General features: G+C 60.8%; 15 protein-coding genes. 7 read left to right on the top strand and 8 right to left on the bottom strand.

What is annotated here, in order from left to right:
* The first annotated feature begins 27 nt into the window (after positions 1-27).
* The 4 genes from QMG46_RS21425 to QMG46_RS21410 all read left to right on the top strand — a co-directional run bounded on the left by QMG46_RS21425 (position 28) and on the right by QMG46_RS21410 (position 4184).
* Entirely contained in the window at positions 28-333 is a 306-nt protein-coding gene (locus tag QMG46_RS21425) for an STAS domain-containing protein (RefSeq protein WP_281849921.1), read from the top strand.
* Positions 334-672: 339 nt separating this feature from the next.
* A complete protein-coding gene (locus QMG46_RS21420; protein WP_281849920.1) occupies positions 673-2010 on the top strand; it encodes a hypothetical protein in 1338 nt (445 codons plus the stop codon).
* A 56-nt stretch (positions 2011-2066) separates the two neighbouring features.
* Entirely contained in the window at positions 2067-3104 is a 1038-nt protein-coding gene (locus QMG46_RS21415; protein ID WP_281849918.1) for a GlxA family transcriptional regulator, read from the top strand.
* Positions 3105-3188: 84 nt separating this feature from the next.
* On the top strand, positions 3189-4184 hold the full coding sequence (locus tag QMG46_RS21410) for a DJ-1/PfpI family protein (RefSeq protein WP_281849917.1): 996 nt from the start codon (positions 3189-3191) through the stop codon (positions 4182-4184).
* Between the two features lie 72 nt (positions 4185-4256).
* Here the strand turns inward: QMG46_RS21410 and QMG46_RS21405 are convergent, their stop codons facing one another.
* Positions 4257-4619 carry a hypothetical protein gene (locus tag QMG46_RS21405; protein WP_281849916.1) on the bottom strand — a complete coding sequence of 121 codons (363 nt, stop codon included), beginning with the start codon at positions 4617-4619 and terminating at the stop codon, positions 4257-4259.
* A 175-nt stretch (positions 4620-4794) separates the two neighbouring features.
* A complete protein-coding gene (locus QMG46_RS21400; RefSeq protein ID WP_281849915.1) occupies positions 4795-5352 on the bottom strand; it encodes an NUDIX hydrolase in 558 nt (185 codons plus the stop codon).
* Between the two features lie 197 nt (positions 5353-5549).
* Between QMG46_RS21400 and QMG46_RS21395 the strand changes: the two genes are divergently transcribed.
* Together QMG46_RS21395 and QMG46_RS21390 are read left to right on the top strand one after the other, a co-directional pair.
* Complete coding sequence (locus QMG46_RS21395; RefSeq protein WP_281849914.1) at positions 5550-7091, top strand: catalase; 1542 nt, start codon at positions 5550-5552, stop codon at positions 7089-7091.
* Positions 7092-7306: 215 nt separating this feature from the next.
* Positions 7307-7948, top strand: coding sequence for an ankyrin repeat domain-containing protein (locus QMG46_RS21390; RefSeq protein ID WP_281849913.1), 642 nt, complete (start codon positions 7307-7309; stop codon positions 7946-7948).
* A gap of 4 nt (positions 7949-7952) precedes the next feature.
* On the opposite strand, the gene QMG46_RS21385 is transcribed toward QMG46_RS21390, so the two are convergent.
* The 3 genes from QMG46_RS21385 to cdd form a co-directional block, all read right to left on the bottom strand.
* A complete protein-coding gene (locus QMG46_RS21385; protein ID WP_281849912.1) occupies positions 7953-8852 on the bottom strand; it encodes a 5'-3' exonuclease in 900 nt (299 codons plus the stop codon).
* Complete coding sequence (locus QMG46_RS21380) at positions 8849-9418, bottom strand: nitroreductase family protein (protein WP_281849911.1); 570 nt, start codon at positions 9416-9418, stop codon at positions 8849-8851. The genes QMG46_RS21385 and QMG46_RS21380 overlap by 4 nt, the downstream gene beginning before the upstream one ends.
* A 75-nt stretch (positions 9419-9493) precedes the next feature.
* Entirely contained in the window at positions 9494-9913 is a 420-nt protein-coding gene (gene cdd, locus QMG46_RS21375; RefSeq protein WP_281849910.1) for a cytidine deaminase, read from the bottom strand.
* 140 nt (positions 9914-10053) lie between these two features.
* Here cdd and QMG46_RS21370 point away from each other — a divergent pair, with 140 nt between their 5' ends.
* A complete protein-coding gene (locus tag QMG46_RS21370; protein ID WP_281849909.1) occupies positions 10054-11154 on the top strand; it encodes an NAD(P) transhydrogenase subunit alpha in 1101 nt (366 codons plus the stop codon).
* A gap of 561 nt (positions 11155-11715) precedes the next feature.
* Here the strand turns inward: QMG46_RS21370 and QMG46_RS21365 are convergent.
* Genes QMG46_RS21365 through QMG46_RS21355 form a run of 3 tightly spaced genes read right to left on the bottom strand, consistent with a single transcriptional unit; the run spans position 11716 to position 13222 of the window.
* A complete protein-coding gene (locus QMG46_RS21365) occupies positions 11716-12225 on the bottom strand; it encodes a DUF3106 domain-containing protein (RefSeq protein WP_281849908.1) in 510 nt (169 codons plus the stop codon).
* Between the two features lie 2 nt (positions 12226-12227).
* The gene (locus QMG46_RS21360; RefSeq protein WP_281849907.1) at positions 12228-12638 is read right to left on the bottom strand and encodes a hypothetical protein; all 411 of its coding nucleotides are present in this window, start codon (positions 12636-12638) and stop codon (positions 12228-12230) included.
* The gene (locus QMG46_RS21355; RefSeq protein WP_281852945.1) at positions 12635-13222 is read right to left on the bottom strand and encodes an RNA polymerase sigma factor; all 588 of its coding nucleotides are present in this window, start codon (positions 13220-13222) and stop codon (positions 12635-12637) included. Before QMG46_RS21355 ends, QMG46_RS21360 begins: the two co-directional genes overlap by 4 nt.
* Positions 13223-13287: the final 65 nt, after the last annotated feature.

Below are 13287 nucleotides of genomic sequence, written 5' to 3'. Positions count from 1 at the left end.
CGATTTGTTTTGAGAGGCATTACAGCCATGAGCCTGACCATTCATCACGACACCGAGCTGGACTGCCTGACCTTGCAGATGGGCGAGAACTTCGATTTCTCTGTGCACCGGGATTTCCACGACGCCTGCCTGGGCGTCAAGGCACCGGCACGCAGCTATGTGATCGACCTGGGCGAGGTGAACAGCATGGATAGTTCCGCGCTGGGCATGCTTCTGCTGCTGCGCGAGCATGCCGGCGGGGAGCGTGCGGAGATTCGTATCGTCAATGCCGGCACCGAATTGCGGGGCACCCTGCGAGTGGCCGGTTTCGACAAGTTATTCGTACTGCATTAATCGTATTGCACATTTTGTGCGTTGAGGCCGGGGTATCGTCGACAGGGACGTGCCCCGGCCTTTTTTTATTTTGTCGACTCGTCTATTTCTTTTATTGCCGCCTTTATCTACTATCCCGCCATTAGGGTAATCGGCTGCTCGCTGACAAAGGCGGGCCGATGCAAGGCCGGCGCATTCGGTCGGTTGGGGATTTTCGGTAGTTATCATTATTCGATCTGGCCGGCGTCATTGCCGGAGGATTGCTTTTGGCCGATCCGGGGCTTGGCTGTTTTCCGGATAACCCGGTGTGCCGCGTAATGGCGGCATGAGGAGTAATTCAATGCTTCAAGGAGGTGGATTATGCAACTCGCTAAAGGCGGTGCTCTGGGCATTATCGCTGCGCTAACGTTGCTAGTGGGCAGCGCAAATGCAGGCACGTTTCCCGATTATGGTTATCAAGCCCCATCGACTTATAAGGGGCCGACTTTCACCCTGAGTCAGAACTACCCCAAGGCATTGCCCAGCAAGGTGCCGCCAGCCTTTTTCAAGCTATTGCCCAGTCCATTGACCAACGATTTTGAAAAATGGCGCCCTTATGCCGAAGCCGTCAAGGCTTACTGCCTGGAAGGCAATGTCGAGAACGATTGGTACGTCGAAAAGAACAAGGTGCGCGCCTGGTATCACGCACCCTGGCAGCATTACGGTCCCCTGGGTCGTGAAGGCATCCACGGCCTGACCAAGGAAGCGCAGATCCAGGTCAAGCAGCTGGCTCCGACTCAGACCACCACCGGCCAGACTTATGCCGTGGGTATCTACAACGATATCGGTGGCTTTACCTTTGGCGAGGTGTGGAAAGACCCGCAGAACCCGGACCCCACCTACACCACCCAGCCCAACAGCTTCCACGACGGTACGGTGGTGTGTAAGCCGCTGTTCGCCGACGTCGACCTCAAGCAGGTGCCGTTCCTGGTCAATCCGGTGCTGTGGCAGGCCTACATCACCAACACCTTCAACTCGTCCGATCGCTCGGTCAAGGAAGTAGCCCTGATCCAGATGGACTTTGCCGTGCGCGACTCGCGCATTCCGGGGACCGGCTGGATTTTCGGCACGTTCCAGTACAACGGCGCCAAGACCGGCAAGCCGGGCTGGGACAACCTGGTTCCGGTGGGCGTGATGTGGGGTAACGATCCGGAAAACAACCAGGACACCTACACCAATAAGCAGCCGACGGTGACCAAGATCAATCCGGATCTGAAGCAGACCGCCATCAATGCCAAGCCGGAGCTGCCGCCGACCCACCTGGGCTGGAACGGCCGCCTCGATGGCCCGGTGGACAACCCGGTCAGCGCCTGCATGAGCTGCCACATGACCGCCGAGAGTCCGCAGCTGGCGCCTTTGAATCCGAGCTTCCAGTCCAACCCGCCGCCGGTCGGTTCGAAGGAATGGATGCGCTGGTTCCAGAACGAAATGGCTGGCCATCCATTTGATGCCGGTGCGCTCAGCACCGACTACAGCCTGCAGTTGGCCGATGGCATTGCCAATTTCTACAATTGGAAGTGCAACCAGGGCGGTGTCTTCGCCAATGGCGTCAATGTCTGCAAGCAGGCCGGCGTCAAGCGTCTGAAACTGCTCAAGACCGATACACCGCAGAAGGTCTACAAGATCGAGCGTGACCAATCGGTCGAAGAGGTACAGTAATCTGACCGATGCCTCGCCACCTTCAGGTGGCGAGGCATCGCCGGTTGGCGATTGTGATGGTTTCCATTTACCGTACCGGCCACCCAGGCTGGCTCGGTACCATGCAAGAAGCATCGCCCAAGATCGTCTGCATGTTGGTCTACGCAGGCGCACAGTCGCTGGATATCAGCGGCCCGCTCGAAGTGTTTGCACTGGCCAGCCGCCAGGCGCAGGACGACCATCCCGGTCGATGGCCCTTGTATCGCCTGCACATCGTAGCTATGCGCGACGAGCCGATTACGATGGCCGCCGGCATGCGGTTGTTGCCCGATATGCCCTGCGGGTCGCTTCCGGATAGCACCGACACCTTGCTGGTCTGCGGCGGCATGGGTGACGCGCTGGACTGCGCACGCGCCGATGCGGCCCTGGTCGAGTGGCTGAGGCTGAGTGCCGCTCGCGTCCGTCGGGTGGCATCCGTATGTAGCGGTGCGCTGTTGCTCGCCGAAGCCGGCGTGCTGGACGGGCGTCAGGCCACTACGCACTGGAGCGACTTGCACGAGCTACGTACGCGCTATCCGAAGGTGCGCGTCGAGTCCGATGCGATCTATACCCGCGATGGTGAGGTCTGGACCTCGGCCGGCATCACCGCCGGCATGGATCTGGCGCTGGCGATGGTGGCTGCCGATCATGGCCATGCGCTGGCGCTGAAGGTGGCCAAGCGCATGGTCATGGCCAGCAAGCGTTCGGGTGGGCAAAGCCAGTTCAGCAGCCAGTTGCAGGCCCAGGATCTGCCCGATCAGTTCGAGCAGCTGGCGGCCTGGATCGCGGCGAATCTGCAAGCGCGTCTGGATGTCGACTTGTTGGCGGCGCGCCTGCATATCAGCCCGCGTCAGTTCACGCGTCGGTTCCACGCCACGTTCGGCACAACCCCGCAGAAATATGTCGAGCAGCAGCGCATCGAAGCGGCCAAGCCTTTGCTCGAAAGCACGGCCAAGGAGATCAAGCGCATCGCTGCCGAATGCGGGTTCGCTTCCGATGAGGCCATGCGTCGCGCCTTCGCACGCCAGCTGGGTGTGTCGCCACGCGATTACCGCGAGCGTTTCGGCACCGTTTGATTTGTCCGGATAGGCGTGCTGCGCGTCCGCATTTGCGTATGGTTTTTTCGTATCGTGCCGGCGTTTCTTGCCAAGGGGTCAGGTATGCGCAGGCTTTCGTTCCGTCTTTTCGTGTTGCTGTTTGCGGCGTTTTTCGCGTTGCCCGTGCTGGCCGAGCACGAGGCGCATTCGCAGCCGCAAGTCCGGGTCGGTATCGTGCTGTTCGACGGCGTGGAGATCATCGATTTCGCCGGTCCCTACGAAGTCTTCGGTACAGCCGGGTTCGGCGTGGTGACGCTATCGCCCGACGGCAAGCCGGTGAAGACCGCGATGGGGCTTACCGTGACGCCCGATGCGAGTTTTGCTGACGCGCCGCCATTCGACGTGCTGCTGGTGCCGGGCGGTGATACCGGCGATGCACAGAAAGACCCGCGTATTCTCGACTTCATTCGCAAGCACACGGACAGCTCGCACTATGTTCTTTCGGTGTGCACGGGGGCGTTCATTCTGGGCAGCTCGGGCGTTCTCGATGGCCTCAAGGCGACCACGTTCAACCCGAGCATCGCCAGCCTGGCCAAGCGTTATCCCAAGGTAGATGTGATCAAGGATGTGCGTTGGGCCGATAACGGCAAGGTGATCACCTCGGCAGGGCTGTCCTCGGGTATCGACGCGGCTCTGCATGTGGTGGCCCGGTTGCACGGCCTCGACGAGGCCAAGACCGTCGCCATGCATCTGGAATATGACTGGAAAAGCGACGGCGGTTTTGTGCGCTCGCGCATGGCCGATCGCTACATTCCCGCCGAGCTGCACGATGCGGTGCAGTGGCCGAAAGACATGAAGATCGACCAGCTCAGCGCATTCGGCGACGAGACTCAATGGCAGGCGCGTTATCACGTGAGCTCAGCCACCGATGCCAAGGGTTTGCTCGATCGCATGGGCAAGGGCGTCAATGGCATCACCGGCTGGACGCGCGAGGGCAACACCTATCGGTGGACCCGATTACAGGAAGGCCGCCACGTGACCATGCAATTTCAGACCACGCCAGGCTCCTCGGCGAAGGAATACGATCTGGAAGTGACGATCCAGACGGCGGCGAGCTGAGCGCCGGGCAAAAAAAGGCCCCGGAATCCGGGGCCTGAATATTCTCGCGGAACAGCCATACAGCAACAACACTTACCAGGTGCGCACGTCCGTGACGCCGACGGTGTAGTTCTGCATGTCGGTCTGATAGCGGAACAAACGGCCCAGGTCGAATTCGACCGACTGGCCCGGTGCAATGTTCGTGGTGCCGGCCGGCCAGCCCTGCTTGGCTTGCAGAACCTTGCCGTCGGAGTCCTTGGCTTCGATCTTCACCTGCGCGGCAGCGGCCTCGGCACAGTGATTGACCAACTGGCCGCTCAGGCTCAGACGAACGCCCTGGCCGGAGCCGGTGGCCTTCATCTTGAAATCCTGGATGGCGAAATCGGTGGGAGCGCAAGCGGCGTGGGCGGCCAGTGGGGCCAGGATCAGGGCGGCGGAAACGATGAAGCGCTTCATGGGCAGACTTCCTCCAAAGTCAAAAGTTAGCCGCGTAGGCGGGGTCTCTCATGACATCGGCAGGAAGTGTCAGGACTTTAGCGAAGAGTTGCCGGAAGTGAGAAGCAGGTTTGCGCCAGTCGCATGATTGGCGCGCCACTTTCACTCCTGATCTCAAGGATTTGCGTCTAACTCACTAATTATGTTCGATAAACCATAGTCCTGCAAACAGCTTGGGGTCGATCGAATAGCCTTCGCGTGCCCGCGCGAACAGCCAGGCTCCGGCCTCGGTGCGTGGGACCTCGTGCACCACGATGTTCTCGCTTTCATCGCCACCACCGGGTCCGACCCGGGTCAGCCCATGGGCACGGGCGAAGGTGATCATCTCAGTGCTCATGCCGGATGATGACGGGCCCTCGTGCACGAATTCCACGCGCTCGCAGCGATAGCCGGTTTCTTCTTCCAGTTCGCGACTGGCGGCGAGCAGGGCGCCTTCGTCAAGCTGATCGGCCAGATCACCGACCAGACCGGCCGGCATTTCGATGGTGTGTTTCTGGATCGCCACGCGATATTGCTCGACGAACAGCACCTTGTCCTCCGGCGTCACCGCCAGAATGATGACCGCGCCGCCAGGGTTGTTGCGTTCGGCATATTCCCAGCGTCCACGTTTGCGCAGACTCAACCAGCGGCCCTGGAAAAGTGTTTCGACCGGTGCATTGGCGTCGGCGGGAATAGCGTGCGTCGATGTGTTCATGCAAAGTCCTTGAGCGTTATGCGGCACTCGCCATGATGACTGTCTTGCGTCGATCGCTCAATCGTTGTCAGAAGCGTAGCGTGTCACGTTATAGCGATGAGCTATCGGACTTATGCGAAGAATCAATTAGACTGGTTTCCAGCCAATGACGGCTAATACGGTGCGCCCCGGCGTATCCCCAACGATAAGGATGGTTCATGAAAACCACAAAAAAAAACTTTGCTCGCACTAGTGTTCTGCTGGCGCTTCCATTGAGCATAGCTTTTGCGGTCAGTGCGCAGGATGCCCACCTGACCAGCGACGCAGGCATTCCCGTCGGCGATAACCAGAACTCGCAAACCGCTGGCCCCAATGGCCCGACACTATTGCAGGACTCGCGTCTGATCGAAAAGCTGCAGCGTTTTGATCGCGAGCGTATTCCAGAACGTGTCGTGCATGCACGTGGCACCGGCGCATTTGGCGTGTTCGAACCCAGCGCCGATATTTCGTCGCTGAGTAAGGCCAAGGTCTTCGTGCCCGGTACCAGCACGCCGGTGTTCGCGCGTTTCTCCACCGTGATGAACTTTCGTGGCTCCCCGGAGCAGGCCCGCGACCCGCGTGGTTTCGCGATCAAGTTCTATACGCAGCAAGGTAACTGGGATCTGGTAGGCAACAATATGCCGATCTTTTTTATCCGCGATGCGATCAAGTTCCCGGATTTCGTGCATGCGAACAAGCCGAGCGCAGTAACTGGCGTGCAGGATGCCAACCTGGCTTTCGATTTCTTCGCGCATACGCCCGAGGCAACGGCGATGCTGACACGACTCTATTCCAGCGAAGGCATGCCGGACAATTATCGCCATATGGATGGCTTCGGCGTGCATGCGTTCAAGCTGGTCAATGCACAGGGCCAGGTGCATTACGTGAAATTCCACTGGAAGAGCCGGCAGGGTCTGCATAGTCTGCGGCCGCAGGAAGTGTCGGCCTCTCTTGCCGCCGACTGGAATCACTACACCAATGACCTCTACAAGAGCATCAAGGCAGGCGATCACCCGAAGTGGGACCTGTATATTCAGGTGCTGGAGCCTAAGGATCTAGCCAAGTTCGACTTCAATGCGCTCGATGACACCAAGATCTGGCCGGGCGTACCGGAGCAGAAGATCGGTACGACGACGCTCAATCGCGTGCCGGACAACTTCTTCGAAAGTACCGAGGAATCGGCGTTCGCGCCGTCGCGCATGGTGCCCGGTATCGAAGCATCGGAAGATCGCATGTTGCAGGGCCGGCTGTTCGCGTATGCCGACACGCAGATCTATCGCCTGGGCGCCAACTACCTCAGCATCCCGGTGAACAAGCCGGCTGTTGCGGTGAACAATGGAGACCAGGACGGCGCGATGAGCATCAGCGGTCGCAAGGGCGAAATCAACTACGAGCCGTCCAGTATCAACGAAGTCTCCGAGGACCCGTCGGCCAAACTGGTGCGCACGGAATTGTCCGGCACCACGCAGCAGCAGGCAATCAGCAAGCCGCGCAACTTCGTGCAAGCAGGCGAGTACTACAAGGCGCTGCCGGCACAGGAAAAGAACGACCTGATCGTGGCACTCAGCAACGACCTCAACCAGGTCACTAACGATGCCAATAAGTACGCAATGCTGTCGTACTTTTACAAGGCCGATGCGGACTATGGCACGCGACTGGTCAAGGCGACGCACGCCGACCTGTCGCGCGTGAAAGCTGCCGCCGAAAAGCTCGCGGATTGATGAGAGCCCTATAAGGCCTCAGTTTCCATCGTCATCCCGGCGTAGGCCGGGATCCATTCCTCAGTCCTTGCTTGTCAGGTGGCATTTGGCAAGCGTTTGCGCTGAGGAATGGATTCCGGCCTCCGCCGGAATGACGAGTAGGGGACGTTTCGAGGCCTTTGGGGCGCCGTTATCGTTTCGCCCGCTATTAACGAAGGCTTCAAGGAGTATTGGCCATGTTTAGACATCGCCGAACCTGGTTCGTGATTACCCCTATCGTCGTTGCACTAGTCGCGGTAGGCGTGTGGTTCTGCTTCCCCTCGTTGCGTCTGATGGCACACGCAGACCACATACAGAACATCCCCAAACCACAGGCGCAGTGGGTCGATGCTCATCGCTACGATTCAGAATGGTTCGATGCCGCGCGTGTCGGTCGCATCGATATCCTGCAAGCGCTCTACGAGGCGCATTATCCGATCGATAGTCAAACATCGAGCGGCTACAGCGCGGTCGTTCTTGCCGCCTACAACAATCAACCCGACGCCTTGCGCTATCTGTTGAGCATTGGAGCTAATGCCTGCCTCGGCGATCGCAATGGCAACACGGGCTTGATGGGGGCGTTGTACAAAGGGCACGTGGAGGTCGCGCATATCCTGATCGATGCACATTGCCCGATTGATCAGACCAATAACGCGGGTGAAACGGCTCTCTCGTTCGCAACCCTATTCGGGCGACTGGATTTGCTGCCAGCTCTTGTCGCCAAGGGCGCAGATATCAATCATGTCGATGCGCACGGTAGTACGGCGCTCGCCGTGGCATTGAAGCAAGGCAATGATCAGTCCGCGAACGCACTGCGCCAGTTGGGTGCCGAGGATTGATCGATTAACGGGCCGTCAAGGCGCGCAGTCGCGAACGCGTCAGTGGGCCAAAGCGAAGTCGTTCACTGATGACTTCCAGTTTTGCCCATTCGCTATCCTGGCGAAGCAAGGCGTCGGCATGTGATGCAACGGGCACATCAAGCGCGATACGTGTAAGACGGCGATATAGGCGTGCCATCTCGGCATGCTCCTTGAGCTTCGCCGCACAAGACGCAGCGCCACGAATGCGCAGAAAAGCCACTTCGTCGACGCGGTCGAGCAGGGCGTCGAGGCTGCCGAAATGCATGAGCAAGGCCGCTGCCGTCTTGGCGCCGACGCCCGGTACGCCGGGGATGTTGTCGACGGCGTCCCCGCACAAGGCCAGATAGTCGGCGACCTGGTGCGGATGCACGCCGAGTTTTTCCAGTACGCCGGCCGGGCCCCAGCGCAGGTTGCGCGCGTAGTCCCACTGTTCGTCGTGTTCGCCCAGCAGCTGACCGAAATCTTTATCGGCCGAAACGATGACGGCGCGGAATCCATGCGCGCGCAGTCCCCACAGCGCGCTGCCGATAAGATCGTCCGCTTCGTAGCTATGGTCGATCAGTACAGGCAGGCCGAGCGCCTCGGCAATCTCGCGGCACACGACGAACTGCCGTTCGAGGTCGGGTGGCGGCAGCTCGCGGTTGGCCTTGTATTTCGGATAGATCGCGTTGCGGAACGAGGTAGTCAGCGATGCATCGAAGGCCACCGCGATATGTTCCGGTTTGGTCTTTTCCAGCAGTTCGCACAAGAACCGCGTAAACCCGTGCACCGCGTTGATCGGGTGTCCGTCGACGTCGGTGAACTCGTCGGGCATGGAGTGCCAGGCACGGAAGACATACAGGCTTCCGTCAACGAGATGAACGATGGGGCTTGCCTCGCTCATGGTGCCCAGGTCGAGATCAGATCGTCGAGCACGGGGCGATCGCGATCGGGGATATCGATATCCGGCGTGCCGATATGCACGAAGCCAACGACTTGTTCGTTGTCCTTGAGGTCAAGTAGCGCGGCCGCTTCGCGATCGTACGCCGCCCAGCCGGTCAGCCACTGCGCGCCGTAGCCAAGGGCATAGGTGCCGAGCAGCAAGTTGTGTGCGACGCAGGCGGCGGCGAACTGTTGCTCGATGACAGGCACCGTGCTTTCAGGGTGCACGTGCGAAATCACTATCACCACGAGCGGCGCAAAGGTGTAGCGCAAGCGCTCTTTTTCGCGCTTGGACTCAGGCAGGTCCGGATTGCGGCGAATGGCGATCTCGGCCAGGCGTTCGCCAAAATGCAGCTTGGCGTCGCCGCGTAGCAGCACCAGCCGGAACGGCTCGAGCTTGCTGTGGTCGGGCACTCGGATGGCCGCTTCCAGCAGCGTGCGCAAGGTCGCATCGTCGGGCGCGGGTTCGCCGAGCTGGCGCGAGGGTGCCGAATGGCGCTGTTGTAGCAACTCGAGAGCAGAAAGCATGGCGTGACTCGATCTCAAAGCGGTCATGCTAGCAGTTCATCGGCTCACGTCCGATGACTCCAGGTCTCATCGGACTCAGGGCAATTGAAACGAGCCTGGGAGCAGCTTGCCGACCGTGGTCAACTGCACGTCGCCCTGCAGATTGGCCAATATGACGGGCATCTCCTGGTTGCAGAGTTCGGCCATCACCTGGCGACAGGCGCCGCAAGGCGCGATCGGCGCAGGCGTGTCGCCGATCACCGCCAGGGCGGCGAAATCGCCGGGCTTGCAGCCTGCGGCGATCGCAGCAAACAGCGCCGTGCGTTCGGCACAATTGCACAGGCCATAGGACGCGTTTTCCACGTTGCAGCCATCGAAGTGGCGGCCGTCGTGAGTGAGCAAGGTGGCGCCCACCAGAAAGTTGGAATAGGGCGCGTAAGCCCGTTCGCGTACCGCACGCGCCCTGGCCAGCAGTGGATCGGGAGACAGCGAATCGAATTTCACCTGCACGGACATCAATGGATCTCCAGCTCGTCTTGCCCGCCGGGTATCGATGCCGTATGCGGCTGGTCAGTCTACTCCCGAGGTGCCCCCCGGGTACAAGCGCGGTCCATTAAGGCCTTATGATGGCCCGAATCATCCGCAGGGAGTCCCCGATGCCGATCACCGTGGCCGCATTGCGTGAAACCGCCGTTGGCGAGCGACGTGTCGCGATTACGCCGGAAACTGCAAAGAAATTGCGTGCCAAGGGGGTTCGGGTCTTGCTCGAGCATGGCGCCGGCGCTTCGGCCGGGTTTCCCGATGCCAGCTACGTCGATGGCGAATTCGGCGATGCTGCGGAAGTTCTGGCGCAGGCGGATGTGCTGGCCTGCGTGTTGCCGCCGGACGATGCAACGGTAGCCCGCCTGCGCGCAGGCAGTGTGTTGATCGGACAGTTGCGACCCTATGGTGCCGCGGAGCGTATCGCCGCCATGGGCGAGCGGGGCATTACCGCCTTTGCGCTGGAACTGTTGCCGCGCACGACGCGCGCGCAGGCGATGGATGTGCTCAGTTCGCAGGCGGCAGTTGCCGGTTATCGCGCGATGCTGATCGCCGCTGAAGCCGCGCCCAAATTTTTCCCGATGCTGACGACCGCCGCCGGTACTATCCGCCCCTCGCGCGTGCTGGTGATCGGAGCGGGTGTTGCCGGCCTGCAGGCAATCGCCACGGCGCGCCGACTGGGTGCGCAGATCGAAGGTTATGACGTGCGGCCGGAGACGCGCGAACAGGTGGAGTCGCTGGGTGCGAAGTTTGTCCAGCTGGGCGTCAGCGCTGCCGGTAGTGGCGGCTATGCACGCGAGCTTTCCGCCGAGGAACGCGCTGCGCAACAGCAGGCGCTGGCCGAGCATGTGAAGTCGGTCGATGTGATCGTGACCACGGCTGCGGTGCCGGGGCGTCCGTCACCGAAGATTCTTACCGCCGCGATGGTCGAAGGCATGAAACCTGGCGCCTTGATTGTCGATCTGGCGGCCGAGGGTGGCGGCAATTGTGAGCTGACGCGGCCTGGTGAGCGGGTCGAGCTTCATGGGGTGACGATTCTTGGGCCGTTGAATTTGCCGGCGGGGGCGCCGTTGCATGCGTCGGAGATGTATGCGCGCAATGTGTTCAATTTTGCTGAGTTGTTGGTGCGTGATGGGGTGTTGAGTCCTGATTTTGGTGATGAGTTGGTGAGTAAGAGTTGTGTGGTGAAGTTGGGGACCGTTTGCTTCGAGGGCTGATGAGTTTCTCCTCATTTCGCCAGTGGGCGAAAAACTCGCGCAGCTTCTCTGCATCGTCATTTCGCCAGTGACGAAAAAGTTTGCGCGACTCCCGCTACATCGTCATCCCGGCGTAGGCCGGGATCCAGTGGCTTCGGTGTTGGGTTGTCGTTGGAGTGTGCATCGCTCTGGTTCTGTGCTTCGGCTAGAAAGTCGCCTGCGGCGTGTTTCGCCCGCCTGCCGGCGCGCGAGTTACTTTCTTTGCTTGTCCAAAGAAAGATAACCAAAGAAAGGACACCCCTAGTACGCCGCCCCTCCGCGCCTCCGGCGCTCCAGGACCGTGAGGTTTGGCCGGGCTTTTCGACAGGACATCCATGTCCTGTCGAAAAGGACTCGGCGTCCATGCCGAGTCCCCCTTCGGGGCCTGATCGTCCAAACCTCACTCGGCTCCCGAGGGGCCCGAAGAGCTGACCGCTCGCTTCGCATCGCTTGTCGAGAAGTCACGGCCCAGACTGGCGCATGCCGGAACGACAAGCCCACATAAAAAAGCCGCGAATATCGCGGCTTTCTTCATCTTATTCGTCAATGCCTGGGCGGCCCGCCGCCAGGATGTCCCATGCTCCCTGGCGGATGCCCTCCAGGACGCTGTTGCTGGAACTGCTTGATCAACTGCTCCCGTCGGTCGGGTGGCAGTTCCTGGAAGCGCTTGAACGCGTTGTGCAGTTGCTGGCGCTGTTCGGGCGGCAGTTGCTGGAAACGGCGCATGTTTTCGCGCGCCTGATCTCGCTGCTCGGGGGTCATCTGTTGCCATTGTGCGATGCGGTCGCGCACTTCCTGCCGCTGGTCAGGCGGAAGCCGGTTCCAGCCTTGAGCGCGTTCCAGCAGGCGCTGCTGGCGTTCCGGCTTGAGTGAGTCCCACTGTGGCCCCATCGGTGACAGCATGTCGCGTTCGGCGGGCGACAGGCTGTTCCAGGGGCGTGGTGCCGCCTGGCCCTGGCCGGGAGGTGGTCCGGCTTGTGCCCACAGAGGCGCCGCTGTGCCTGCGAGCAGCGTTACCAGGCACAGCGACAAGGCGAAACGACGCAATGGCATGCTTACCGATTCGCCTGAGAGGATGAGTTGTTATTGGATGCCAGCCAATCGTAGAAGTCGAGGTTCTGAACCATGCCAGGGTCGGCTTTATCCGGATCGGGCGGCAGGTCGCTGTCGGCATCGATAGCCCTGGCGATATTCATCTGCGCCTGCAAGGCATCGTTGCCGCGATTTTGCAGCGGCGACCAGGCCATCAGCACGGCCAGTGCGACCGCAGCGAGTGCACCGGTCGGCAGCAGCATGCGTACCCCGCGTGGTTGCGCAGGCTTTTGGGCGGCTTCGAGCGCGGTGCGGCGCGCTGCGCGCAGTCGACCGGCGGTGGCCGGGTCGATGGTGTGCGATGCCTCGCGATAAAGCGCGCGGGCGCGCTGCTCGAGAGACCGATGATCGATGGAATGTTTTGGCGCGTTCATCGCCATTCCTCCAATTGATCGCGCAAATGTTGCATCGCGCGCGACAGATGGGTTTTCACGCTGCCTTCGGAACAGCCCATAGCCTGTGCCGTCTCGGCGACGTCCAGGCCTTCCAGCACGCGCAGCATGAAAGCCTCGCGCTGGCGCTGTGGCAGTTTTTTCACGGCTGCCGCCATGTCCGCATACGACTGTGCATCCTGCAGTCGGTCCATCGGACCCGGGCCGTTATCGGCCGGGTCCCAACTTGGTAGTTCATCGCCGTCATCATCGCGGCCGCCACCCAGCCAGCCGACCATGATGGAGCGGACCTTGCGGCGGCGCTGCAGGTCCACGATACGGCGGCGCAGGATGCCCCAGAACAGCGGCGTCCATTCCTGCGCGGGTTTGTCGCGGTAGTGCTTGACCAGACGCAACATCGCGTCCTGTACGGCGTCCAGGGCATCCTCGCGGTTGCCCAGGTTCAACTCGGCCAGCCGGAACGCACGCCGTTCCACCTGGCTCAGGAAAGCGTCCAGCGTCGCCGGCGCCGCTCGGGCGTCGTCGGTCATCAGGTCCGTGTCGAGAGCGGAGACTGCGCTGTTCATGGCGTCGTCGTCCGCGTCGTCGTCGGATCGCGCATCCTGAGACTCCATTGATTCGTCCCCCGACA

This window comes from Dyella sp. GSA-30 (assembly GCF_027924605.1).
Classification (GTDB): Bacteria; Pseudomonadota; Gammaproteobacteria; order Xanthomonadales; family Rhodanobacteraceae; genus GSA-30.
Note: the sequence above shows the minus strand (reverse complement) of the source record. Positions and strands in the feature narration are given on the sequence as shown.

Excerpts from the sequence above, each read along its gene's own strand:
- QMG46_RS21425 (WP_281849921.1), top strand. The coding sequence starts at position 28 with ATGAGCCTGACCATTCATCACGACACCGAGCTGGACTGCCTGACCTTG.
- QMG46_RS21420 (WP_281849920.1), top strand. The coding sequence starts at position 673 with ATGCAACTCGCTAAAGGCGGTGCTCTGGGCATTATCGCTGCGCTAACG.
- QMG46_RS21415 (WP_281849918.1), top strand. The coding sequence starts at position 2,067 with ATGGTTTCCATTTACCGTACCGGCCACCCAGGCTGGCTCGGTACCATG.
- QMG46_RS21410 (WP_281849917.1), top strand. The coding sequence starts at position 3,189 with ATGCGCAGGCTTTCGTTCCGTCTTTTCGTGTTGCTGTTTGCGGCGTTT.
- QMG46_RS21405 (WP_281849916.1), bottom strand. The coding sequence starts at position 4,619 with ATGAAGCGCTTCATCGTTTCCGCCGCCCTGATCCTGGCCCCACTGGCC.
- QMG46_RS21400 (WP_281849915.1), bottom strand. The coding sequence starts at position 5,352 with ATGAACACATCGACGCACGCTATTCCCGCCGACGCCAATGCACCGGTC.
- QMG46_RS21395 (WP_281849914.1), top strand. The coding sequence starts at position 5,550 with ATGAAAACCACAAAAAAAAACTTTGCTCGCACTAGTGTTCTGCTGGCG.
- QMG46_RS21390 (WP_281849913.1), top strand. The coding sequence starts at position 7,307 with ATGTTTAGACATCGCCGAACCTGGTTCGTGATTACCCCTATCGTCGTT.
- QMG46_RS21385 (WP_281849912.1), bottom strand. The coding sequence starts at position 8,852 with ATGAGCGAGGCAAGCCCCATCGTTCATCTCGTTGACGGAAGCCTGTAT.
- QMG46_RS21380 (WP_281849911.1), bottom strand. The coding sequence starts at position 9,418 with ATGCTTTCTGCTCTCGAGTTGCTACAACAGCGCCATTCGGCACCCTCG.
- cdd (WP_281849910.1), bottom strand. The coding sequence starts at position 9,913 with ATGTCCGTGCAGGTGAAATTCGATTCGCTGTCTCCCGATCCACTGCTG.
- QMG46_RS21370 (WP_281849909.1), top strand. The coding sequence starts at position 10,054 with ATGCCGATCACCGTGGCCGCATTGCGTGAAACCGCCGTTGGCGAGCGA.
- QMG46_RS21365 (WP_281849908.1), bottom strand. The coding sequence starts at position 12,225 with ATGCCATTGCGTCGTTTCGCCTTGTCGCTGTGCCTGGTAACGCTGCTC.
- QMG46_RS21360 (WP_281849907.1), bottom strand. The coding sequence starts at position 12,638 with ATGAACGCGCCAAAACATTCCATCGATCATCGGTCTCTCGAGCAGCGC.
- QMG46_RS21355 (WP_281852945.1), bottom strand. The coding sequence starts at position 13,222 with ATGAACAGCGCAGTCTCCGCTCTCGACACGGACCTGATGACCGACGAC.